The organism is Pseudomonas sp. CCC3.1 (assembly GCF_034347405.1).
GTDB lineage: Bacteria > Pseudomonadota > Gammaproteobacteria > Pseudomonadales > Pseudomonadaceae > Aquipseudomonas.
The window spans coordinates 1,659,862-1,681,646 of the sequence record NZ_CP133778.1; the positions used below are offsets into that span (position 1 = coordinate 1,659,862).

Consider the following 21,785-nt stretch of genomic DNA (forward strand, 5'->3'; position numbering starts at 1 on the left):
TTTTATCAGTACACCCACACTTCAACCCGGCGATTCTTCACCCGGCCTTCGTCTTCGGTGTTGGTCGCCACCGGCATTTGCGCTCCATAACCACGAATCTCGCGCAGCACCACGCCGCTTTTTACCAGCTCTCGGCGCACGGTCATTGCCCTGAGTTTTGACAGCAACTGTGCGCGCTCCGAATCGTCCTTTGCATCACCAAAGCCCACCAGCGTGACCTGCTTGTTAAGTTTGTTGTGCGCCTTTAAATAATGGATCACCCGCAACAAATCCTGACGTGCCTTGTTGTCGAGCGTGGCGCTGCCTTCTTCAAAACGAAAATTGACCGACAAGCGCTGCGCCTGGGTTGTCAGGGCCTGATAGTCCTCGGGCATGTGCGCGCCGGGCTGCACGTGGCTGGCCTGAACGGTTTGCGCGATAAAACCGTTTTGCGCAACGATGGCCTGGCCCTTGGCGCTTTGGGTGAACGTCACCAGGGCCTTGGCCAGCGGATTCTGACTGGTGGGCGGCAGGTAAAAGAACAGGCGCCGCGACAATGGGTAGTCTTCGCTGGCAATCAGGCTGTTGAGCGGCAGCATAGGCTGCGACGCGCCATCGACAATGGCCAGCGCTTTGGCGGCGCGAATGTAAGGCAGGCCGATGAAGCCGATGGCGTGCGGGTCTTTGCTGACGGCGTCTGATAACGCCTCGCTGGACTCAAAACGCAATGCCGTGCCGCTCAGTGGGCGTGTGGCACGGCTCAGTACCAACTCTTTAAACGTGTCCCAAGTCCCCGACTGGTTATCGCGGGCATACAAATTAATCGTGCCGCCGACACCGCCCAGCGCTTCCCACGTGCTGATCTCACCATTGAACACCTTGGCCAATTGCTCGGTGTTGAGCTGATTCAGCGGGTTTTGCGGGTGCACAATAATTGCCAGCCCGTCGATAGCGATCACCTGTTCTGCTTCAGGGCTTTTCAGATCGCCGAGGGCTTCGAGTTCGACCAGTTCGCGGTCCTTGATCGGCCGCGACGACGCCACCAAGTCGGCGTGTCCGGCTTTGAGCGTACTGAAACCTGTGCCTGAGCCGTGAGCTGACACATCCACACGGATCTGCTGGCCCAAGGTCTTGGTGGCGACAATGCTGTACTCGTTGGGCGGGGTGACCGGCACGCTGTGAATATTGTGAAAACCTTGCTCAGCCAGCATGGCTGCCACCAGTGCGGGGCCGAGGTTGGCGCCGATGGTGTTGGAACCCTGAATGCGTAAGTCAGCGACAGGCCCGGCAAAGGCCAGGTGCGTGATTGCACACAACAGAATCAGTGACTTAAAACGCAGCATTAACGGGCACCTTCCTGGAGCCATAGAAGTGCCAGCAATTTAAGTCAGAAACGTTTCAATACCATGACGCGGGAGGGGGCTACCCCGAATCTGTAGGAGCGAGCTTGCCTCGCGATCTTTTGAACCGTTAAAAGATCGCGAGGCAAGCTCGTTCCTACGCTCTAGATCAGCTCAATTCCAACCAGATCGGCGCATGGTCAGACGGTTTTTCCATGGCACGCAACTCGTAGTCAACGCCCGCAGCCTTGATCCGTGGCACCAGGCCTTGGGAGGTCAGAATCACGTCAATACGCAGTCCGCGCTTGGGCTCATCTTCAAAACCGCGGCTGCGGTAGTCGAACCAGCTGAAGCGGTCGGCCACTTCTGGGTGCAGGTAGCGGAAGCTGTCGACCAGGCCCCAGTTCTTGAGGCGCTCCAGCCATTCACGTTCTTCCGGCAGAAAGCTGCACTTGCCGGTTTTCAGCCAGCGCTTGGCGTTGTCCGGGCCAATGCCGATGTCGCAGTCTTGCGGGGAGATATTAATGTCGCCCATCACCACCAGCGGTTGTTCGTTGCTGAACTGACTTTCAAGCAAGTGCTGCAAATCGCTGTAAAAGCGCTGTTTGGCTGGAAATTTGGTTGGATGGTCGCGGCTTTCACCCTGTGGAAAGTAACCATTCATGATGGTCACCGGCTGGTCATTTTCGTCAGCGAACGTGCCCCATATAAAGCGCCGTTGCGCGTCTTCTTCATCGCTGGCAAAGCCTTTGTGCAATTGCAGCGGCGGTTTGCGCGAGAGCAGGGCAACGCCGTAATGGCCTTTTTGGCCATGAAAATGCACGTGATAGCCCAGTGCTTCAATGTCCGCGATGGGGAACTGATCGTCATGGACTTTGGTTTCTTGCAGGCCGATGACGTCGGGCTGGTGTTTTTCGATCAGCGCTGCCAGCTGATGCGGCCGAGCGCGCAGGCCATTAATGTTGAATGAAACGATTTTCATGGGCAGGCAGTCCTGAGTAAAAGGGCGATGTTAGGCGCTGTACGAAATGTTTTCGAGCGAAGGTTAGGCAAGGCGAAAACAGGCGAGAAAGCGGAGTTTACGGGTTGTAAATGAGTATTTCGAGCCTGTTTTCAACGCCGCATAACCGAGCGCAGATACATTTCGTACAGCGGCTTGGCGGCCAGCGTGCAGAGGGGCAAAAGCACTGCTAACGTAGGATCTGTGCGACTAGATGGAACTGTTGCGGCCCTTGCAGGCTCGTACTCACTACAAGTGCCGCCCTCCACGCGGTGCCATGGAGATTTGTGGACATGCCCACCTGCCAGATCCAAGTGCTCGACAGCGGCTATTCAAAAGAAGCGCGCTCTTTGCTGTATCAGGCTTACCACCATGACCCGACATTTCGTTACGTGTTTGAGGCCCATCGCAGGGGGTATGCGCAACGGGTTCGGGCCACCGTGCGGGCGCTGGTCAAACAGCATTTTTTCCAGGACCTGCCTGCATTGGGGTTACTGGCCAATGATCGGCTGGTTGGCGTGGCGCTGATTGCGCCGCCGCAACGCCGGTTGGGTATTACCGAGAGCTGGGCGTGGCAGTTGCGCATGGTCCTGACCGCGGGCTTGCGGGGTACACGGCGCTATCTTGAATACCATCAGGCGATCCAGGCGTGTGTGCCAGGCGACGCTGTTCACATGTTGCCGCTACTGGCGATTCACCCTGATTTTCCAGAAATGTCCTATGGTGAACAGTTGCTTGAAGCTGTCCATAATTGGTGCGCTCAGGACGAACATTCCGAAGGCGTCGTGCTCGACAGCGGCAACCCGAATTACCAGGCTTTTTATAAACGCCATGGCTACGTGCAAATTGGCGAAGTCACGATAGGACCCGTTGTTGAGCACGTATTTTTCCACGCCAACCCACAGGTGTTACAAACAGCAACGGCTTAAGGGCAAGTTTTTGCCCATTGGCGCGCGCTATGACCACCTCTGCCCGTGATAGCATCCGCGCCTATGAAGTTTCCAGGAAGATTTACCAGTGGTGTTGTCCTGCTGATCAGTAGCTTTGCGGCATTTGCCCAAAGCGAACTGGTGGTCAAGGTCAAACCGGCAAACGATGCCCTCAAGGCCAACGTGGAAGGCTACATAGGCAGCCTCGGTGATCGCGATGAAGCGGCGTTGTCGCGCTTCAAGCGAGGCGCCGAAGAGCAGGCCCTTAAAGCCTCCCAGGCCTTGGGCTACTACCAACCCAAAATTGAAGCCGAAGTGACGGCTGGCGATCTGCCGCGGCTGGTGTTGAGCATTGATCCCGGCGAGCCGGTGCATCTGCGTAACGTTACGGTGCGTGTTGAAGGCCCGGCCGCCTCACTCAAAGCCTTTCAAATCCCGACCAGTGATGATCTGAAGCCGGGCGCTGTACTCAATCAGGGCAACTACGAAGACGCCAAGCGCCTGATTCAAAACCGAGCCCTGCGCTACGGCTTTTTCAATGGCACGTTTCTCAAGCACGAACTGTTGGTCGACCCTAAAGGCGGGTATGCCGACATCAATCTGATTTACCAAAGCGGCCCGCGTTACTCGCTTGGCAAAGTCAGTTTTGCCGGTGACGCGCCTTTCGACCAAACCCTTTTGGACCGAATGGTGCCCTTTAAGCCAGACACCCCGTACGACTCTGAACTGGTCGCAGAACTGAATCAAAACCTGCAATCGAGCGGCTATTTCGAGACCGTGCGAGTGGATGCTGCGCCGAGTACGGCTGTGGGGCAGGTGATCCCGGTGGACGTTGACCTTGAAACCCGCAAGCCGCGCACCATGACCCTGGGCCTTGGTTATTCAACCGACACCGGCCCGCGGGGTAAAGCCAGCTGGACCCGCCATTGGGACAACCCGCGCGGCGACAGTTACGGTTTTGAATCCGAAATTTCCCAGCCCAAGCAAAACGTCGGGGCCTGGTACGACATCCCGCTGGATCGACCCCTGACCGACAAACTGCGTTTTGCCGCCGGTTATCAATACGAAGAAATTGCCAATACCGACACCTTGAGCAAGCTGCTCACCGTCGGCCCCGAATGGCACAGCAAACTGGACAACGGCTGGACGCGGGTGGTGTCGCTCAAGTGGCAACACGAAGAATATCGCTTGGGCGATGACTCGGGCTTGAGCACCTTGCTGATGCCGGGTGTGAGTTATTCGGTACTGCGCAGCGATAACCGCATTGACCCCAGCCATGGCTATAGCGTGGCGTTCGAAGCCCAGGTGGCCAAACAGGGCTTGATGTCCGATACCAACCTGCTGCATGGCGATGTGAAATTCAAAGCGCTGAAAACGCTGTGGGACAAACACCGCTTTTTAGGCCGTATCGAGTTTGGCGGCAGCGCCACCAACGGTTACAAATCCATCCCGCCGTCGTTGCGCTTCTTCGCGGGTGGCGACCAAAGCGTGCGGGGTTATGACTACCAGACCCTGTCGCCGGAAAACTCGGACGGTGATCGAATCGGCGGGCGCTACCTGTTGGCAGGCAGCCTCGAATATCAATATCAGTTTGCTGAAAAGTGGCGCTGGGCGACCTTTGTCGACCAAGGCAACGCGTTTAACACGCTGGACTTTCCGAGCTTGAAAACCGGGGTCGGCGTGGGCATTCGCTGGATCTCGCCGATTGGTCCAATACGCCTCGACCTGGCCCATGCGCTGGATGACGATGGCGGTGTTCGTTTGCACTTCTCGATGGGGCCTGAACTGTGATTCGTGGTTTGAAAATAGCGGGCCTGGTGCTGTTGGCGTTGGTGCTGCTGGTGATCGTCAGTGTCGGTGTGATTGTGGGTACGCAAGCGGGCAGCCGCTGGGCGCTGGATCAAGTCCCCGGTTTGAAAGTGGACAACTTTGCCGGGCGCCTGGGCGCGCAGTGGAGTGCCGATCACCTGTTGTGGGAGCAAGGCACCAGCCGTGTCGAAGTGAGCCGGCCGATTTTTGCCTGGTCGCCGACGTGCCTGATGCGCATGACGCTGTGCATCGATCAGTTGCAGGCGGATCAGGTCAGTCTGCAATTGCCACCGAGTGAAGACAGCAGCAGCGGGCCGGTCAGCTTGCCTGATCTCAAATTGCCGCTGGCGATTGAAGTGGGGGTGATCAAGGTCGGCAACGTGCTGTTCAACGGCATTGAGCAGCTCAAGGGCCTGCAGATGGCCGCGCAGTGGACGGCCAAAGGGTTGCAGATCGACTCCGTGCAGATTGAACGTGAAGACCTGAGCGTGGACGTGTCTGGCCTGTTGCAGCCCAATGGCGATTGGCCGCTGACCTTGCAAGGCACGGTCAACCTGCCTGCACAAGACAACAAGCCGTGGGCGCTGGCGCTCAAGGTTGACGGCAATCTGCGGACAACGCTCAACCTCACCGCTGACAGCAGTGGTTACCTGGACGCTCACCTGAGTGGTGCGCTGGAGCCCTTGGCCGAGAACCTTCCCGCGCAGGTCAACATCACCTCCGCGCAGTTCAAGGCTAGCAGCGAGTTGCCTGACACCTTGCAGCTCAACCAATTGGTGTTGTCAGCCAAAGGTGATCTCAAGGCCGGTTATGAACTGAACGGCAGCGCCAGTTTGCCTGCCGAACAAGCCCCCGTGAATCTGTTGCTCAAAGGGCGGGTGGATGCCAATGGCGCGCAAATCACGGCGCTGGATCTGAGCACTGACGCGCAGCAGCACGTGAAGTTGTCCGGTCAGGTGGATTGGCATTCTGGGCTGAGTGCCGAGGCCAAAATCGACTGGCTGGAGTTCCCCTGGCACAACCTGTATCCGGTGATTGCCAAACCGGACGTCGACTTGCGCAAGCTTAGCGGCGAAGTCTCCTACACCGACGGTAAGTACCTGGGCAACGTCATGGCCGACCTCACCGGCCCGGCGGGGCCGTTCAGTGTCAGCAGCCCGTTCAGTGGCGACCTCGAAAAAATCTTCATGCCGCAACTCGAATTGGTCGCGGGCCAGGGTAAAGCTCGCGGCCACGTCAATGTGCAGTTTGCCGATGGCGTGTCTTGGGACACGGCGCTGGACCTCAGCGCGATCAACCCTGCGTATTGGGTGGCCGAATTGCCGGGCACGCTGGCGGGTCCATTGCGCAGCACCGGCGAGTTCAAAAACGAGCGCCTTAAACTGGATGCCAACCTCGACCTCAAAGGCCGCCTGCGTGGCTTGCCAGCCATGCTTCAGGCCAAGGCGGTGGGCGAGGGCGAAGCCTGGACGGTCAGCGCGCTGGACATTCGTCTGGGGGACAACCGAATCAACGGCACCGCCAGCTTGCAGCAGCAAATCAAGGCTCAGCTTGAGCTGAACATGCCGCGACTGGGGCAACTGTGGCCAGAGCTGCGTGGGCAACTCAACGGCCGGGTCGACCTGGCGGGCACGCTCAAGGCGCCACAAGGCAAGGTGATGCTGCGAGGCCAGCAGTTGGCCTTTGCCGACAATCATCTGCAAAACCTGACCTTGGACGCGAACCTCGACCCGGCCCAGCGGGGTCGTATCGAGCTCAAGGGCAGCGGGATTCAAGCCGGTGATACCCCGCTCGGCGTGCTGACAGTCAGTGGCAGTGGCGATATCAAGCGTCAACAACTGCAAGTGGCACTGCAAGGACCAATGTTGCAACTGGACCTGGCGCTGGACGGCGGCCTTGACAAAGACAGCTGGCGCGGACGTCTGTCCAAAGGTGACATCAAGGCTGGTGGCCAGGCGTGGGTGCTGCAAAACCCGGCACGGCTCGAACGTTTGGCGGATGGCCGGATCAACCTGGGGGCGCAATGCTGGGCTTCTGGCACGGCCAGTCTGTGCACTGAAGACCAGCGTTTGATGCCTGATCCGAAACTGCGCTTGCACCTTAAACAGTTCCCGCTTGAAAACCTCGCGGAATGGTTCCCTAAAGATTTTCAGTGGCAAGGGCAACTTAATGCTGACATGGTGCTCGACTTGCCAGCCAGCGGGCCAAAAGGCCAGGTCATCGTGGATGCAAGCGGCGGCACCTTGCGCATTAAAGACAAAGGCCAGTGGATTGACTTCCCGTATCAGGCCTTCAAATTGACCAGCAACCTGACCCCTAGCCGGGTCGATGCGCGGTTCGACTTTGACGGTGGAAAACTGGGCCAGGTGATGTTGGCAGCACGCATCAACCCGCTGCCCAAGAACAAGCCGATCACCGGTGAGTTTCGCTTGAGCGGGCTGGATGTATCGGTGGTTCGCCCGTTTGCGCCGATGGTTGAAAAACTCACCGGGCAATTGAATGGTTCGGGTTCGATCACGGGCGGTTTGGTGGCGCCTCATATCACAGGTGACGTGTCGCTCACGGGCGGTGAAATTTCCGGCCCAGAGCTGCCGACCAGCTTTGAAAACCTTCAGCTCAAAGCCCACATCATGGGCGAAACCCTGCAACTCGATGGTGGCTGGACCAGCGGCAAGCAAGGGCAGGGCAGTATCAGCGGCAACGTTGCCTGGGGCCAGGCGATGGCAGTCAATGTATTGCTCAAGGGCAATCGCTTGCCGGTGACCGTTGAACCCTACGCCAAACTGGAGGTGGCCCCGGACCTGAGAATCTCCCTCAACCCGGACAACACCCTGTTGGTCGCGGGCACGGTGAATGTCCCCAAAGGTGAAATCACTGTTCGCGAGCTGCCGCCTTCAACCGTCAAGGTGTCGGATGACACCGTGATCGTGGGGCAACAAACGGATGATGAGTCGGGTTCACCGCCGATGGTGATCGACATGGACATCAACGTGGTGGTGGGGCAAGAGTTGCTGACCTTCACCGGTTTTGGCCTGAACGCAGACTTGGCGGGCCAGGTTCACATCGGCAACAACATGGACACCCGTGGCGAGTTGCGTCTGAACAATGGCCGTTACCGCGCCTATGGCCAAAAGCTGACCATTCGCCGGGCGCGGCTATTGTTCGCCGGGCCGATTGATCAGCCGTACCTCGACATCGAAGCCATTCGCAAGACCGACGACGTGATCGCCGGGATTCGCCTCACGGGCAGCGCTGAGCAACCGACCACGCAGGTCTTCTCAGAGCCGGCCATGAGTCAGGAACAGGCGTTGTCCTACTTGATTCTTGGGCGTCCACTGACCGGTACTGGCGAAGACGACAACCTGCTGGCGCAAGCAGCGCTGGGGTTGGGGTTGATGGGCAGTTCGGGGATTACCACCAGCTTGGCCAACCACCTTGGGCTCAAGGATTTTGAACTGGACACCGAAGGCAGTGGCGATAGCACCGCCGTGGTGGCCAGCGGCAAGATCAACGAACGGCTGAGCGTGCGCTATGGGTATGGCGTGTTTGAACCGGCCAGCACCATCGCCTTGCGATACAAACTGAGCAAGCGGGTGTATGTCGAAGTGGCGAGTGGCTTGGCGAGTTCGCTGGATATTTTCTATAAACGGGATTTCTAAAGCAAAACACCCCCTGTAGTCGCTGACGAGGCACGAAGGCTGCGATGGGTTGCGAAGCGACCCTGGACGGCGGTCCTGCGGCCTGCATCGCAGCCTTCGTACCTCGTCAGCGACTACAAGATTTGCGCCGTGCTCCTTGCTGTCAATTCAGCGATTAAGGTGTTTCATCGATTCTTCGGTATAACGCAAACCCGATACCGCGCTGCTCGGGAAGATCGCCGTCAGTGCTTCCAACTCGCTACTGCTGAGTGTGATCTCCAGCGCTGCGACGTTTTCTTCCAGGTACTTGCGCTGTTTGGTGCCCGGAATCGGAATCAGGTCATCGCCTTGATGCAGCACCCAGGCTAACGCCAGTTGCCCGGCGGTCACGCCTTTGTCAGCGGCCAATGCCTGAACCTGTTTCACCAACAGCAGGTTTTTCGCGAAGTTGTCGCCTTGAAAGCGCGGGTTGAAGCGTCGGAAATCGTCTGCGGCAAAGTCGTCCGGGCTTTTCAGGGCTCCGGTCAAAAAGCCCCGACCCAGTGGGCTGTAGGGCACAAAGGCGATGCCCAGGCGTTGGCATGCGGCCAGGCAGCCGTTGTCTTCCGGGTCACGGCTCCACAGCGAGTATTCACTTTGCAGCGCGCTGATGGGGTGCACGTTGTGCGCCCGTTCCAGTGTGGCCGCCGAGGCTTCGCTGAGACCCAGGTAGCGAACTTTGCCAGCCTTGACCAGATCCGCCATCGCGCCCACGGTCTCTTCAATCGGCACGTTCGGGTCCATGCGGTGCTGGTAATACAGATCCAGTGTTTCGACGCCAAGGCGCTTGAGGCTGCCTTCGATGGATTCGCGAATGTACTCGGGGCGGCCGCTGATGCCTCGGGCCGCAGGGTTGGCCGGGTCACGCACAATGCCGAATTTGCTGGCCAGGAAAACTTGATCGCGTTTGCCGCGAATGGCTTGGCCGATCAAGGCTTCGTTGGTATGCGGGCCGTACATGTCAGCGGTATCGAGCAGGTTAATGCCTAGTTCCAGCGCGCGGTGCAAGGTGGCCACGGCTTCACGGGTGTCGCTGCCGGTGGTGTAGAAATCGGTCATGCCCATGCAGCCCAAACCGATAGCGCTGACCTGCGGACCGTTTTGACCCAGTTGACGGGTGTACATGCGTGGAGCTCCTGAAGGGTGGGGTGACGCTATTGTTGACCTCGACATCGGCAAGATAAACCGGGTAAAAACGCTATCACTGTTCGTTTTTTCTAAACAATAAGGAGGGAGACATGGACCGATTCAACGCGATGCGGGTCTTCACCCGCATTGTCGAGCTGGGTGGTTTTGCCAAGGCGGCCGACAGCCTGAACATGCCCCGCGCATCGGTGACGGTATTGATCAAACAACTGGAAGCGCATCTGGGTGTGCAGTTGTTGCATCGCACCACACGGCAGGTGAGCCCGACGCTGGATGGTGCGGCCTATTACCAGCGCTGCGTGCGGCTGTTGTCTGACCTTGAAGAGTCCGAGGGCTTGTTCCGGGGCAGTCAGCCCAAGGGCACACTGCGGGTCGAGATGCCAGCAGCGGTAGGACGTTTGGTGGTGTTCCCTGCGTTGCAGGCGTTCACCCGGCGTTACCCGCTGATTGAGCTGGAAATCGGCCTTAATGATCGACCTGTGGACTTGATTCGCGAGGGGGTGGATTGTGTGATTCGCGGCGGGTTGACCCTGGATGACTCGCTGGTGGCGCGGCCCTTGGTGCTGATGGATCAGATGACGTGCGCCAGCCCCGGTTACGTGCACAGGCACGGCGCGCCGCAATCGCTTGACGCGTTGAGCGGGCATCAGATGGTCGAATATTTTTCCAGCGCTTCAGGCAAGCGCTACGGACTGGAGTTTCAGATAGGGGATGAAGTGCGATTGATCAACTTGCCTAAACAGGTGTCGGTCAACAGCGCGGAAGGGTATCTGGCGGCCTGTACTGCGGGTTACGGGCTGGTGCAAATACCGTGTTATCACGTGCAGCAACAGGTGCGCGAAGGGCTTTTGCAAGAGGTGTTGAACGATTGCCTGCCGCCGCGTCTGGCATTGACGGCTCTGTACCCGCCGCATCGGCAACTGTCGCCGCGAGTGCGGGTGTTTGTCGATTGGCTGGTGGACTTGTGCAGCCGGCCCGACAGCGGTTTTACGCGTTAAACGAACGCTAGGAGCGAGCTTGCCTCGCGATCTTTTAAACGATCAAAAGATCGCGAAGCACGCTCGCTCTTACAGGAGTGCAGGCTTAGCGGTGGTAATACCCAGGGCCGCCATCGTAGTAGCGGTGATCGTGATGCCATCCATGGCCAGGAAAAAACACGCATCCGCTCATGGCCAGGATGAGCAACAGCGGAACCAGCCGTGTGACCCGACGTAACATGTGTAAATCCTCATGGTTAGAGCTGGTGGCAGCTAAAAAGCTTCCCCGGCTGTAAGATGAGACCCTGTTTGTTTCAATTCATCTCCATCAATCAAACCTATTTTTTCAGGAACAGGTAATGACTCCTAAGCAACGTTTGGCATATTCGATTCTGATCGCCGTGGTGGTACTGGGCATCATGTTTGGTCTTTCGTACTTGCAAAACACTGGCACTATCACCGAAAAAACCTTCCAGTACATCGCCATTGGCGTGGCGGTAGTGGTGGTCGTGATCAATGGCATCATGCGCCGCAAGACCAAGCTTTAAGCCTCGATTTTGCCCATCAGCACGGCTTCAGCCTGTGGATGCAGGCTGTAGCTTTTATCGCTGTTGAGCACCACCACGCCTTCACTGCACAGGCGTTTGAGTACCTCGCGCACACTCAGAAATGACAGCGGAATGTCCAGGGCCAGCAAATGGCTGTGCATGCCGCGCACGCCCAATCGGCGATCATTTCCAGCGGCTGTCACCAGCGCATCAATGACCTTGAGTCGCACCAGGCTGGTACGCAGCCCAAAGCATTTGAGCAAGTGGCGGATCCGTTCATTACCTTGCAACGGCGCAAGCGCTTCCAGTAGCCCAGGATCGGGCTGAAAAGCGGTGTCGCGATGCGGTGGGTGGCCATCCGTTGGCAGTTGCGGGTTTTGCATGCAAAAACTCCTTTTCAGAGCCTGATCAGGAAAATAAAAAAGCGCTCTTATGTAACTAGACGAATGAGCGGCGTAAATCATGAACATTCAAATGTAGAAATTTTGTCGTGAATGACTCTCAATTGCGAAAGAACCCTGTCTGGACATGGGTTTTAAGCGATTATTAAATTTTTTTAATCCGGCTCGTTTCTAGTACAGACATTTGCCGGGTGGTGTTTTCAATGGAGTGAGCGGCCGGGCTTTTTGTAATGAACGAAAAGGAGTCCGAGTGATCATTTCCAAACCCTTGAGCAAGACCTGTTTTGCCGTGCTGTGCCTAGGGCTGAGCCTGAGCCTGCCAGTGCGGGCCCAAACGTCTGTCACTGGTGTGAGTGCAGACATCCGTCGCACCACGTTTGGCGTGCCGCATATTCGCGCTGCCGATGAACGCGGGTTGGGCTACGGGATTGGTTACGCCTACGCCCAAGACAACCTGTGCCTGCTGGCCAACGAAGTGGTGACGGTCAACGGCGAGCGCTCGAAATACTTTGGCCCCGAACAACTGACGCTAGACGAACGGGACAACCTGTCCAGCGATGTGTTTTTCACCTGGCTCAACAACCCTGAGGCCGTGGCTGCTTTTTGGCAGGCGCAAACCCCAGAGGTCCGCCATCTGGTCGAAGGCTATGTGGCGGGCTATAACCGCCAGCTCAGCGAGCGTAAAGGGCTGCCCGCACCCTGCAACAACGCCTCTGTGCGGCCGATCACGGCATTGGATCTGGTCAAGCTGACGCGTCGCTTGTTAGTGGAAGGTGGGGCAGGTCAGTTTGCCGAGGCCTTGGTAGCGGCAACCCCGCCGCAACCCGCCTCGGCGCATGCCAGCCGCTCGGCGGGCAGTTTTCAAATAGCTGCTGAACGGATGCAGCGTTTTGCCCTGGATCGCGGCAGCAACGCAGTCGCGATTGGCAGCGCACGTTCGCAAACAGGCCATTCGATGCTGCTGGCCAACCCGCACTTCCCGTGGGAGGGCGGCATGCGTTTTTATCAGATGCAACTGACCATCCCCGGCAAGCTGGATGTGATGGGCGCGGCTCTGCCGGGCTTGCCGATGATCAACATCGGCTTTAACCCGCACGTGGCCTGGACCCACACGGTCGACACGTCCAAACACTTCACCTTGTACCGACTTGAACTCGACCCCAAGGACCCCACGCGCTACCTGCTCGATGGCCAGTCGCGGGCGCTCGATACACACACCGTTACGGTCAGCGTCAAACAGGCGGACGGCAGTCTCAAGCCGGTGTCGCGAACGCTCTACAGCTCGGTGTTCGGGCCCATCGTGCAATGGCCGGGTAGGCTGGATTGGGATGATCACGCGGCGTTCAGCCTGCGCGATGCCAATTTGCACAATGACCGGGTGTTGCAGCAGTGGTACGCGATGAACCAGGCCAGCAGCCTCGATGACCTGCAGGCGTCGGTGAGCACGATTCAGGGCATTCCATGGGTCAACACCGTGGCGGTGGATGACCGGGGGCAAGCGCTGTACATGAACCTGTCGGTGGTGCCGTATGTCGACGCAGCCAAACTGGCCGCGTGCAGCGACCCGCGTGCTGGCCTTGAGATGATTGTGCTCGACGGCAGCCGCAGCGCCTGTGACTGGACCGTTGATCCAAGCGCGGCGCAGTCGGGTATTTACCCTGCGAGCAAACTGCCGCAATTGCGTCGCAACGATTACGTTCAGCATTCCAATGACTCGGCCTGGATGGCTAACCCGAACGCGCCACTGACCGGCTTTTCGCCGTTGATCAGCCAGGACAGCCAGCCGCTGGGGCCGCGTGCACGTTTTGCCTTGCAACGCTTGAGTCAGCCGGGGGCGATCAGCGTGTCGGACCTGCAAGGCCTGGTGATGGACGATCAGGTGTACCTCGCGGGGCAGGTCATGCCGGACCTGCTGGCCTTTTGTGATGACCCTCTGCAAACCGAACAAGCACCCTTGGCGCTGGTGTGTGCCAGTCTCAACGCGTGGGACCAACAGGCGAACCTGAATAGCGGGATTGGCCTGGTGCATTTCCAGAACATCATGGCGCATCTGTCTGAGGTGCCGGACGTGTGGCGGGTGCCGTTTAACCCGGCAGACCCGCAACACACGCCACGCGGCCTGAGCATGGGCCAGCCAGCGGTAGTCAGCGCAGTGCGTGAGGCGTTTCTGGATTCGGCTGCGAAAGTGGCCGAGGAAGGGTTAAAACCCGACGTGACCTGGGGAGAGATCCAAGTGGTCAGCAGTGGCGGCCAGCAGACCCCGATTCACGGCGGTCCAGCGAGCCTGGGTGTGTACAACGCCATGCAAAGCGTGCCGAGCGGGGGTGGCAAGCGTGAAGTGGTGAGCGGTACCAGTTATGTGCAAACAGTGACTTTCGACGAACAGGGGCCGCATGCTCAAGGTTTGCTGGCGTTCTCGATCTCCAGCGACCCGGCTTCAAAGCATGCGCGGGACCAGACCGAAGCGTTCTCGAAAAAACAGTGGCAGCCGCTGCCGTTTACCGAAGCGCAGATCAAGGCTGATCCGAATTACCAACTGACCCGGATAAAAGGGGCTATGTAGTGGCTAAATTGTTCACTTAAGCGAAACAAGGCCTTGTAGGAGCGAGCTTGTCTCGCGATCTTTTGATCATTTGAAAGATCGCGAGGCGAGCTCGCTCCTACAGTGGGTTTGAAGTGCTGCTCAGCCGCGGGGCAGGGAGTTGATGACCGGCGTGCCGTTCTGGCTTACGCGCACGTACACCGGTAATACCTTGGGCAGAGAGGCCGCCAGGTTGGGGATTTCCTGAGTCTTGAACACGCCCCCGATGCGCAATTGGCCCGTGGCGTTGTCAGCCAGCGCCAGCGGTGTGTCCAGGTAGCGGTTGATCAACGGCAAAGCGTCGGCGAGTGTCAGGTTATCCAGAATCAACTTGCCGCTGCGCCAGGCCAGATCCGGCGCATTGGCGTAGGTCTGGTTGATTTGCGGCGCGTCGTCCCCCGCTTTGTAGCGGGCCTGCATCCCTGGCTCCAGGCGCAAGCCGTCGCCATTCAGGTTTTTGTTGCTGGTCACCAGCACCGAGCCTTCGAGCAGCGTGACGCGCACCTGATCTTCGTACATCCACACATTGAACTGGGTGCCGGTCACCCGGATTCGCCCGTCAGCCGCCTGAACCACAAACGGGTGAGTGACATCGTGACTGACCTTGAAAAACGCTTCACCCTTACTCAGGGTCACCTGACGCTGGTCTTTGTAATCGCTGAAGGTCAGTTGTGTGCTCAGGTTCAGTTCAACCTGGCTTCCATCGGGCAGGGTCACGTTGCGCACGCTGGTGCCTGCTTCAAGGCGCTCGTATGAACGGGGTATCCAACCCAGTTGCCAGCCGCTGTAGGCCGCCAGCGGCACGGCGACGACAGCGATGGCTGCCGCAATACCCAACTGCTGCCAAGGGCTGCGGCGAGGTGCACGGGCCATTGCAATGACGGGCGCTGGCGTCGGCGCGGGAGGCGGCAAATGCTCGCTGACATCCCAGATGTCGAGCATGGCTTCATATTCAAACGCATGCAGCGGATCTGCGTTCAGCCACACAGCGAAAGCTTCACGTTCCTGGTCGGTGCAATCGGGTTCGTGCAGACGCATGCACCACTGGGCCGCCGCTTCAGTGATGGCATCGTATTCAGCTTCTGTGAGGCGTGTTTCGCTCATTTGCGCTCCTTGGTGCGGTGCATTCTAACCCTGCGCTTGCGCTAACGAGAACATGAGCCATGTCAAAATGAGGTCATTTAGCCTTATGGCCGGTTTTTTCTCTGCTACGGTTATTTCGGCAATGGGTTACCAGACGCAACATCAATTAATGGAGTTAAGAAAATGTTGAAGAAAACGTTTGCTGCTGCGATCACGGCTGCTGTGTTGATGAGTTCGGGCGCGGCGATGGCCCAGCCAAATCAGGATCCCAACTGGGCCTTTTCCAAAGAGCTTATTCAAGTCCTCAAGGATAAGAACGGGTACACCGTGATCAAAAAAATTGAGGCCCAAGACCCTGCCAATGGGATCTGGAAGGCTGAAGGCATCAAATCGGAAGCGGGTGTTGAATACGAAATTATTTTCGATTCGGCCGGTAAAGTGATCTCCGAGAAGAAAGATTAAGACTGATTCTCGGCAAAGCGCGCTTTGAGTGTTTACAGCCCGATCCACTCTGTGCGATCGGGCTTGCTTCAGAGAGTGTCTCGGTGTTTCAGCCATTGTTCCCGGGTTATCTCCCACAGCTCGCAAGCAAATTCCCCGCTGACAAAGCGACCTTTCTCACTGCTGACCAAACGCATTGCGCCACGCTCCGAAATCCGCCGCGAGCGCTCGTTAGCTGCTGCTTTTGGCACGCGCATTAACGCCCGGCCCAGGGTTTGGAACCAGTACGCGTCTATCACCTTGCACGCCTCGCTCATCAAGCCTTGCCCTTGCCAAGGCGGCGATAGCCAGAAGCCCCGATTGTTATCCACTTGATCCATCAGGCTGATGCTGCCGATCACCTCATCGGGGCGGGCCAACAGTCGCAGGGTCCAGTGCCACTCCTCGCCACGCGCCATGGCCGGCAGCGCGACATCACGCAAGTAACTGAGCGCACCGTCCTCGGGGTACGGCCACGGAACCACGTCATTCAGGTAACGGACCACTTCCCAGTGCGGGAATCGCTGCTGGATAGCATCAGCATCCGCCAGGCTCAAAGGCTGCAGCACTAATCGGGGGGTATGCAGGGTGGGCAGGGCTTGCATGGAATATGGCTCCTTGCCATTGGTTTTCATCGAGCTTACCCCTCAACAGCGCCCATAAAAAAGCCCCCGCAAGCGAGGGCCATTCTGAGTGCCGTGATTAGCCGTTAGAACAGCCATTACCCATCACGCGGTACTCGAGGATATGACGCTGACCTTGATGGTCTTCGTACGTCATTTGTGCCGGAACCACGTCACACACATCGGCGACAGGCGACACGCTAATGACTTTGGCAATGTCCAGGTCGGTGGCGTAAGTGTAGTGTTCAACGGCGGGCTGTTGTTGTGCAACTTTAAGATCGTCAGCCACCGCTAATGTAGACAGACCCATAAGAGCAAGAACAATCAAACGTTTCATTTTCAATAAGACCTTAAACAATCACGACTAACTGACTTCAAGTGCCACGTGGCGGTAGAAGTTGCCAGGCAACTTTTGTGTGTGCCTGACACGAAGTACCGTGCCCTGTTTCAATCTTGTGTTTAGGGATGGCTCTATAGTAAGGATTTGCTGGCGACTTTAAAGTCCGGTTACCGCCATGCAGTGTTTCCGGATTTGTAACAATATTTTAGAGCGCGTCAGGCATAAAAAAGCCCCCTCACAAGAGGGGGCGGGTAGCTATTACCGGTCAGTTAACGCATACCCCTGTGGGAGCGGGCTTGCCCGCGAGGGTATCGATGCGGTTTAACAGAAAAACCGCATCGCCTGCATCGCTGGCAAGCCAGACTCCCACAGGTTTCTTCGAACGCAACTAGTGCAGGCTGCAGCCGTCACCCATCACGTGGTACTCAAGCACATGGCGTTGGCCCTGATGATCTTCATAGATCATTTTTGCCGGGACCACTTCGCAGACTTGAGGAACTTCGGACACACTGATGACTTTGGCAATGTCCAGTTTTGTTCCGTACGTGTATTGCTCGGGCGTCGGTGAGGTTTCATTGGCCAGTGCCACTGTTGCGAAACTTGCCAAGCACATTGCAATTAAGGTTTTCATATTAAAAGGCCTTTAAAGTAACCAAGCGCTAGCGCTCACTGACTTCATTTGCCGATGGGGCGGGAGAAGTTACGAAGCCCTTTGAATAATCCATGGCTGCGTACGAAGTACCGTGCTGCGGTGTGTGTTCTTTCGGTTGATAGTGTGAATGTTACGCCGATCTCTCGAATTAAAAAGCGGTAATGGCAAAATGCTCTGTTACCGCATGGGTAACAATGTTGCGGGGCGCGGGCTATTTCAGGTGCCGAAACCCCTGGCCTTGCTGGCATACTGCCGCGTCTGATTCAGGAGCCAGTCATCGCAATGAATGTCGAGTCCCCCCTCAGTGCCTGGCAACAGGCCGTCGAACAACAAGGTTTTGTCCATGACCCCGCGCAATGGCGTGCGGTACAGGCGTTGCAGCACTGCCACGAGGCCCTGCACAACGGCGCCCGGTCGGTCAAAGGCGTGTATTTGTGGGGGCCGGTGGGGCGTGGCAAGACCTGGCTGATGGATCAGTTCTACCAAAGCGTGCGGGTTCCTGCCCGGCGCCAGCATTTTCATCACTTCATGCAATGGGTGCATCAGCGGCTGTTTCAGCTCACAGGCACCGCAGACCCGCTCAAGGTGCTGGCCAAAGAGTTGGGCAAGGAACTGAAGGTGCTGTGTTTTGACGAGCTGTTCGTTAACGACATTGGTGACGCGATCATTCTTGGGCGCTTGTTTCAAGTGATGTTCGACGAGGGTGTGGTGCTGGTGTGCACCTCTAACCAGCCGCCGGAGCAGCTTTACAGTCAGGGCCACAATAAAGAGCGCTTTGCCCCCGCGATCACCGCGATCCTCGCTCATATGCAGGTGGTGTCGGTGGATGGCGCCGAAGACCATCGTCTGCACCCCGGCATTGCGCATCAGCGCTATTGGGTGAAGGCGTCGGGCCAGCCCAGTGTGATGGGGCAAGTGTTCAAAGACCTGACACAAGGGCAGGAAACTTCAGACGCGCCGATCGTGGTTGGCCATCGTTCACTGACGGTGGTGCAGGCCAGTGCGGCCGTGTTGTGGTGCAACTTTCACGAGATGTGCGAACAACCACTGGCAGCCAGCGAATTTATGGACATGTGTGATCGTTACCAGGTGATTTTGCTCAGCGAAGTGCCTTGCCTGAGCGCGGAACAGCGCGAGGGCAAGATTGCCCGAGGAACCGAAGACGGTCCGGTGAAGGTCGAGGCGGGTGATCGGCAATTGCCGCAGTTGTCAAAATATGACGACAGCGTGCGACGTTTTATTGCGTTGGTAGACGAATGTTACGACCGCAAAGTGCCGCTGTGCATTGAGGCGCACGTGCCGATGGACCAGTTGTACACCCAAGGTTATCTGGAGTTTGCTTTCCGTCGAACCTTGAGCCGCCTGCAAGAAATGCAGTTGCAGCGCTTTGGTGTGCAGTGATGTCGAATGTTGTAGCCGCTGCCGAAGGCTGCGACTGAGCCCGAAGGGTTTACGCTTTTTCAAGAGCGAAGGTCCTTCGGCCCTTATCGCAGCCTGCGGCAGCGGCTACAGGGTTAGTTATTTATCCCACTGTGGCGCAACGCTCGAAGGGTTGGTCAGGCGATGGCCTCGGTCCAGCGCGGCAATTTGTGCCATGTCGTCATCGCTCAGCTTGAGCGTCTGGGCCTTGAGGTTGCTCTCCAGGTTCGCGCGCTTGGTCGAAGACGGGATCACTGAGTAACCCAACTGCATCGCCCACGCCAGCGTCACTTGGGCCGCAGTGGCGTTATGGCGCTCGGCGATCTCGACAATCACGGGGTCTTTGAGCACTTCGCCGTAGGCCAAGGTCATGTACGACGTGATATGGATGCCATGGCTCTGGGCGAATTCCACCACCTTGCGGTTCTGCAGGTACGGGTGTAATTCGATCTGATTGGTCGCAATGTTTTCAGCACCAACGGCGGCAATTGCTTCTTTCATCAGCGCGATGGTGAAGTTAGACACGCCAATCTCTTTGGTCAGGCCTTGTCGCTTGGCTTCCAGCAACGCCCCCATAAACTCTGCGACCGGCACTTCATTGTTGGGCGATGGCCAGTGAATCAGGGTCAAGTCCAGGTGGTTGGTGCGCAGTTTTTTCAGGCTGTCTTTCAGGCTTGGAATCAGTGCGTCTTTAGCGAAGTGGCTGACCCAGATTTTGCTGGTGATATACAGCTCATCACGTGCGACGCCGCTCTCGGTAATGGCCTGGCCGACGTCGGCTTCGTTGTCATAAATCTGCGCGGTGTCGATCACCCGGTAGCCCAGATCCAGGGCGTTTTTCACCGAATCAATAACGACTTGGCCCTTGAGGCGAAAGGTGCCGAGGCCGAATGCAGGGACTGTCATGGATAACTCCTTGGTGGTCGTAAGAATGAAGTCGAGTATCTACAGCTTGAACGGTGGGAAAAACCATCGTTCAAGCAAAGCAATCTTGACCGTGCAGCATGAATCGCTGTTCCCGGGCCGGGCTAAATTTCATCGTTAAGCAAACGTTCTAGCTTGGATAACGCCTGCATTCGGGCGGGGACAGGTAGGGCAATGACGATTTCTCGACGATGGTTTATCGCGGGCTTGGCGATCACCGGCGCAGCAGCGCCAGCGGCGTATTTTGGGCATCGCGAGTTAACGCGGGTGGACGAACCGATCACGCCCGGTGAAGCGACTGTCGACCTGGCCGACACCGCAGGGCAGCAGATTGCCGATCAATTGCGCGGGCTGTGGAGCATCCGTTTTGAAGGGCGTGATGCCGGGCTTGAAGGGCTGCCCGCCGAAGGGCTTGAAGTGTGGCTGGACATCGCTGCGCGCGGGCGCGGAGTACGGGGTTATCTCGACACGGCGAACGTGCTGCAAAGCGAGCAAGCTCCGCGTTATCGGGTGCTGGGTGACTTGGTGACGCCTGATCCCCAGTTGATGTATTGGCGGCTTACGGGCCGCGATTCGTCTCAGCCCGACTACGAATTGAGTTTTGGTCTCGATGAAGTCTGGGGCGCGTACGGCAACGCAGGCAGCGGCACCCTTAGCGGCCGGGTGCAGCGACTGGATCGGCCTTTGGCCTTGCCCGAGCAAGACAACCGCTTTGTGGCGCTCAAGCGCACATTCCCCGAGGCCCGCGAACGCATAGGCCTCAACCCGGCGCTGCTGGCCTGGCTGGTGACGCCCGAACACCGTTTGTTTCATCAGCTCTGGCATGCGTCTCGCGACACCTGGCACGAACTCTCCGAAGACAAGCGCAACGCGTTGCGCGGCCTCGGCTGGCAACCCGGCCAGCGTGACAAAGAGCGCGATGCCCGTGGTCCGCGTAAAGACCGCAATGGCTCGGGCGTGGACTTCTTTTATATGCATCGGCACATGCTGCTGACGGCGCGCTCCCTACAGGATTTGCCTTCGTGGCAGGCGTTCCCTTTGCCGCAGCCAGAGCTTGAACGCGACCGTGCGGGATTCGCCCGTTACTTTGACAACCATGACGGCAGCGCCTTGCCGCCGATCTGGCTGGCGGAGGGGGATGAAACCTATACCCAGTGGCTGAGTGACATCAAACAGGCCGAGACTTTTCACAGCAACTTTGAGGTGTGGGAATCGCGTTATCGCGACCCGCGTTACTTGTCGACCTTGACCTTGGGCCAGTTGGGTTCCGAGGTCGAGTTGGGCCTGCATGACTGGCTGCACATGCGCTGGGCGTCGGTGCCACGTGACCCGTCGAATGGCGCGCCGGTGCCCATGGCGCGTGATCCATCAGATTTCGCCGGGCGCTGGTATGTGGCGGAAAACGATTTTCTCGGCGACCCGTTTTCCTCTCACGTAAACCCGGTGTTCTGGCGTTTTCATGGCTGGATCGATGATCGTCTGGAGGACTGGTTTCGGGCGCACGAACGCTTTCATCCGGGGGAGCTGACGCGCCAGGCGGTCAACGGCGTGCCGTGGTTTGCCCCGGGGCGCTGGGTGGAAGTCGATGACCCGTGGCTGGGGCCGGTGACGCACGGTTGCAGCACCACGCCGGGGTTGGCAACGGGCAAAACGGTAGAGATGGACCCCGAAACCATGAAACTGGCGTTGCGCATTACCTTTGGCGACGAAAAGAAAATGACCGGCTTGCTGCGCCGGGTGCCACGTCGCCCCTGGTATGCGCGGCATTTGGTGGTCAAGGCCCTGTAGTCGCTGCCGAGGTACGAAGGCTGCGATTGGGCGCTTGCGCCCATACAACGGATGCGCCGACGCGTCTGTTTTACGACTGCTACGCAGCC

The 21,785-nt window shown here is 57.9% G+C and carries 19 protein-coding genes; 9 read left to right on the plus strand and 10 right to left on the minus strand.

All coding sequences use genetic code 11. The features are described from left to right. Window positions 1-5 precede the first annotated feature (5 nt). Together RHM56_RS07465 and xthA are read right to left on the minus strand one after the other, a co-directional pair. Entirely contained in the window at window positions 6-1,322 is a 1,317-nt protein-coding gene (locus RHM56_RS07465; protein WP_322240053.1) for a phosphate ABC transporter substrate-binding/OmpA family protein, read from the minus strand. A 166-nt stretch (window positions 1,323-1,488) separates the two neighbouring features. Beyond that, window positions 1,489-2,301, minus strand: coding sequence for an exodeoxyribonuclease III (gene xthA, locus RHM56_RS07470; RefSeq protein ID WP_322240055.1), 813 nt, complete (start codon window positions 2,299-2,301; stop codon window positions 1,489-1,491). A gap of 311 nt (window positions 2,302-2,612) precedes the next feature. On the opposite strand from xthA, the gene RHM56_RS07475 reads away from it, so the two are divergent. The 3 genes from RHM56_RS07475 to RHM56_RS07485 all read left to right on the plus strand — a co-directional run bounded on the left by RHM56_RS07475 (window position 2,613) and on the right by RHM56_RS07485 (window position 8,716). After that, the gene (locus RHM56_RS07475; RefSeq protein WP_322240057.1) at window positions 2,613-3,248 is read left to right on the plus strand and encodes a GNAT family N-acetyltransferase; all 636 of its coding nucleotides are present in this window, start codon (window positions 2,613-2,615) and stop codon (window positions 3,246-3,248) included. Between the two features lie 63 nt (window positions 3,249-3,311). After that, window positions 3,312-5,039, plus strand: coding sequence for an autotransporter assembly complex family protein (locus tag RHM56_RS07480; protein ID WP_322240059.1), 1,728 nt, complete (start codon window positions 3,312-3,314; stop codon window positions 5,037-5,039). Continuing rightward, complete coding sequence (locus tag RHM56_RS07485; protein WP_322240061.1) at window positions 5,036-8,716, plus strand: translocation/assembly module TamB domain-containing protein; 3,681 nt, start codon at window positions 5,036-5,038, stop codon at window positions 8,714-8,716. Before RHM56_RS07480 ends, RHM56_RS07485 begins: the two co-directional genes overlap by 4 nt. A 147-nt stretch (window positions 8,717-8,863) precedes the next feature. On the opposite strand, the gene RHM56_RS07490 is transcribed toward RHM56_RS07485, so the two are convergent. Beyond that, on the minus strand, window positions 8,864-9,859 hold the full coding sequence (locus tag RHM56_RS07490; RefSeq protein WP_322240063.1) for an aldo/keto reductase: 996 nt from the start codon (window positions 9,857-9,859) through the stop codon (window positions 8,864-8,866). Between the two features lie 113 nt (window positions 9,860-9,972). On the opposite strand from RHM56_RS07490, the gene RHM56_RS07495 reads away from it, so the two are divergent. After that, on the plus strand, window positions 9,973-10,878 hold the full coding sequence (locus tag RHM56_RS07495; RefSeq protein ID WP_322240065.1) for a LysR family transcriptional regulator: 906 nt from the start codon (window positions 9,973-9,975) through the stop codon (window positions 10,876-10,878). 85 nt (window positions 10,879-10,963) lie between these two features. On the opposite strand, the gene RHM56_RS07500 is transcribed toward RHM56_RS07495, so the two are convergent. Next, window positions 10,964-11,098, minus strand: coding sequence for a hypothetical protein (locus RHM56_RS07500; RefSeq protein ID WP_322240067.1), 135 nt, complete (start codon window positions 11,096-11,098; stop codon window positions 10,964-10,966). A 118-nt stretch (window positions 11,099-11,216) separates the two neighbouring features. Here RHM56_RS07500 and RHM56_RS07505 point away from each other — a divergent pair, with 118 nt between their 5' ends. Beyond that, window positions 11,217-11,405, plus strand: coding sequence for a hypothetical protein (locus tag RHM56_RS07505; protein ID WP_322240069.1), 189 nt, complete (start codon window positions 11,217-11,219; stop codon window positions 11,403-11,405). Here RHM56_RS07505 and RHM56_RS07510 read toward each other — a convergent pair. After that, window positions 11,402-11,788, minus strand: coding sequence for a fe2+ zn2+ uptake regulation protein (locus RHM56_RS07510; RefSeq protein WP_322240071.1), 387 nt, complete (start codon window positions 11,786-11,788; stop codon window positions 11,402-11,404). The genes RHM56_RS07505 and RHM56_RS07510 overlap by 4 nt on opposite strands. 268 nt (window positions 11,789-12,056) lie before the next feature. Between RHM56_RS07510 and RHM56_RS07515 the strand changes: the two genes are divergently transcribed. Continuing rightward, window positions 12,057-14,369: an acylase gene (locus RHM56_RS07515; protein WP_322240073.1), complete on the plus strand. Its 2,313-nt coding sequence runs from the start codon at window positions 12,057-12,059 to the stop codon at window positions 14,367-14,369. 120 nt (window positions 14,370-14,489) lie between these two features. Here the strand turns inward: RHM56_RS07515 and RHM56_RS07520 are convergent, their stop codons facing one another. Continuing rightward, entirely contained in the window at window positions 14,490-15,491 is a 1,002-nt protein-coding gene (locus RHM56_RS07520; RefSeq protein ID WP_322240075.1) for a FecR family protein, read from the minus strand. Window positions 15,492-15,653: 162 nt separating this feature from the next. On the opposite strand from RHM56_RS07520, the gene RHM56_RS07525 reads away from it, so the two are divergent. After that, window positions 15,654-15,932 (plus strand): PepSY domain-containing protein, encoded by a 279-nt coding sequence (locus RHM56_RS07525; RefSeq protein ID WP_322240077.1) that lies wholly within the window; start codon window positions 15,654-15,656, stop codon window positions 15,930-15,932. Window positions 15,933-16,000: 68 nt separating this feature from the next. On the opposite strand, the gene RHM56_RS07530 is transcribed toward RHM56_RS07525, so the two are convergent. From RHM56_RS07530 to RHM56_RS07540, 3 genes are all read right to left on the minus strand, one after another. Beyond that, the gene (locus RHM56_RS07530) at window positions 16,001-16,555 is read right to left on the minus strand and encodes a GNAT family N-acetyltransferase (protein ID WP_322240079.1); all 555 of its coding nucleotides are present in this window, start codon (window positions 16,553-16,555) and stop codon (window positions 16,001-16,003) included. Between the two features lie 97 nt (window positions 16,556-16,652). Continuing rightward, a complete protein-coding gene (locus RHM56_RS07535) occupies window positions 16,653-16,910 on the minus strand; it encodes a DUF2790 domain-containing protein (protein ID WP_322240082.1) in 258 nt (85 codons plus the stop codon). A gap of 391 nt (window positions 16,911-17,301) precedes the next feature. Further along, window positions 17,302-17,544 carry a DUF2790 domain-containing protein gene (locus RHM56_RS07540; RefSeq protein WP_322240084.1) on the minus strand — a complete coding sequence of 81 codons (243 nt, stop codon included), beginning with the start codon at window positions 17,542-17,544 and terminating at the stop codon, window positions 17,302-17,304. Window positions 17,545-17,847: 303 nt separating this feature from the next. Here RHM56_RS07540 and zapE point away from each other — a divergent pair, with 303 nt between their 5' ends. Next, window positions 17,848-18,966, plus strand: coding sequence for a cell division protein ZapE (gene zapE / locus RHM56_RS07545; RefSeq protein ID WP_322240086.1), 1,119 nt, complete (start codon window positions 17,848-17,850; stop codon window positions 18,964-18,966). 117 nt (window positions 18,967-19,083) lie between these two features. On the opposite strand, the gene dkgB is transcribed toward zapE, so the two are convergent. Next, a complete protein-coding gene (dkgB, locus tag RHM56_RS07550; protein WP_322240088.1) occupies window positions 19,084-19,890 on the minus strand; it encodes a 2,5-didehydrogluconate reductase DkgB in 807 nt (268 codons plus the stop codon). Between the two features lie 192 nt (window positions 19,891-20,082). On the opposite strand from dkgB, the gene RHM56_RS07555 reads away from it, so the two are divergent. Then, window positions 20,083-21,696: a PvdJ/PvdD/PvdP-like protein gene (locus tag RHM56_RS07555; RefSeq protein ID WP_322240090.1), complete on the plus strand. Its 1,614-nt coding sequence runs from the start codon at window positions 20,083-20,085 to the stop codon at window positions 21,694-21,696. Window positions 21,697-21,785: the final 89 nt, after the last annotated feature.

Excerpts from the sequence above, each read along its gene's own strand:
- RHM56_RS07465 (WP_322240053.1), bottom strand. The coding sequence starts at position 1,322 with ATGCTGCGTTTTAAGTCACTGATTCTGTTGTGTGCAATCACGCACCTG.
- xthA (WP_322240055.1), bottom strand. The coding sequence starts at position 2,301 with ATGAAAATCGTTTCATTCAACATTAATGGCCTGCGCGCTCGGCCGCAT.
- RHM56_RS07475 (WP_322240057.1), top strand. The coding sequence starts at position 2,613 with ATGCCCACCTGCCAGATCCAAGTGCTCGACAGCGGCTATTCAAAAGAA.
- RHM56_RS07480 (WP_322240059.1), top strand. The coding sequence starts at position 3,312 with ATGAAGTTTCCAGGAAGATTTACCAGTGGTGTTGTCCTGCTGATCAGT.
- RHM56_RS07490 (WP_322240063.1), bottom strand. The coding sequence starts at position 9,859 with ATGTACACCCGTCAACTGGGTCAAAACGGTCCGCAGGTCAGCGCTATC.
- RHM56_RS07495 (WP_322240065.1), top strand. The coding sequence starts at position 9,973 with ATGGACCGATTCAACGCGATGCGGGTCTTCACCCGCATTGTCGAGCTG.
- RHM56_RS07500 (WP_322240067.1), bottom strand. The coding sequence starts at position 11,098 with ATGTTACGTCGGGTCACACGGCTGGTTCCGCTGTTGCTCATCCTGGCC.
- RHM56_RS07505 (WP_322240069.1), top strand. The coding sequence starts at position 11,217 with ATGACTCCTAAGCAACGTTTGGCATATTCGATTCTGATCGCCGTGGTG.
- RHM56_RS07510 (WP_322240071.1), bottom strand. The coding sequence starts at position 11,788 with ATGCAAAACCCGCAACTGCCAACGGATGGCCACCCACCGCATCGCGAC.
- RHM56_RS07520 (WP_322240075.1), bottom strand. The coding sequence starts at position 15,491 with ATGAGCGAAACACGCCTCACAGAAGCTGAATACGATGCCATCACTGAA.
- RHM56_RS07525 (WP_322240077.1), top strand. The coding sequence starts at position 15,654 with ATGTTGAAGAAAACGTTTGCTGCTGCGATCACGGCTGCTGTGTTGATG.
- RHM56_RS07530 (WP_322240079.1), bottom strand. The coding sequence starts at position 16,555 with ATGCAAGCCCTGCCCACCCTGCATACCCCCCGATTAGTGCTGCAGCCT.
- RHM56_RS07535 (WP_322240082.1), bottom strand. The coding sequence starts at position 16,910 with ATGAAACGTTTGATTGTTCTTGCTCTTATGGGTCTGTCTACATTAGCG.
- RHM56_RS07540 (WP_322240084.1), bottom strand. The coding sequence starts at position 17,544 with ATGAAAACCTTAATTGCAATGTGCTTGGCAAGTTTCGCAACAGTGGCA.
- zapE (WP_322240086.1), top strand. The coding sequence starts at position 17,848 with ATGAATGTCGAGTCCCCCCTCAGTGCCTGGCAACAGGCCGTCGAACAA.
- dkgB (WP_322240088.1), bottom strand. The coding sequence starts at position 19,890 with ATGACAGTCCCTGCATTCGGCCTCGGCACCTTTCGCCTCAAGGGCCAA.
- RHM56_RS07555 (WP_322240090.1), top strand. The coding sequence starts at position 20,083 with ATGACGATTTCTCGACGATGGTTTATCGCGGGCTTGGCGATCACCGGC.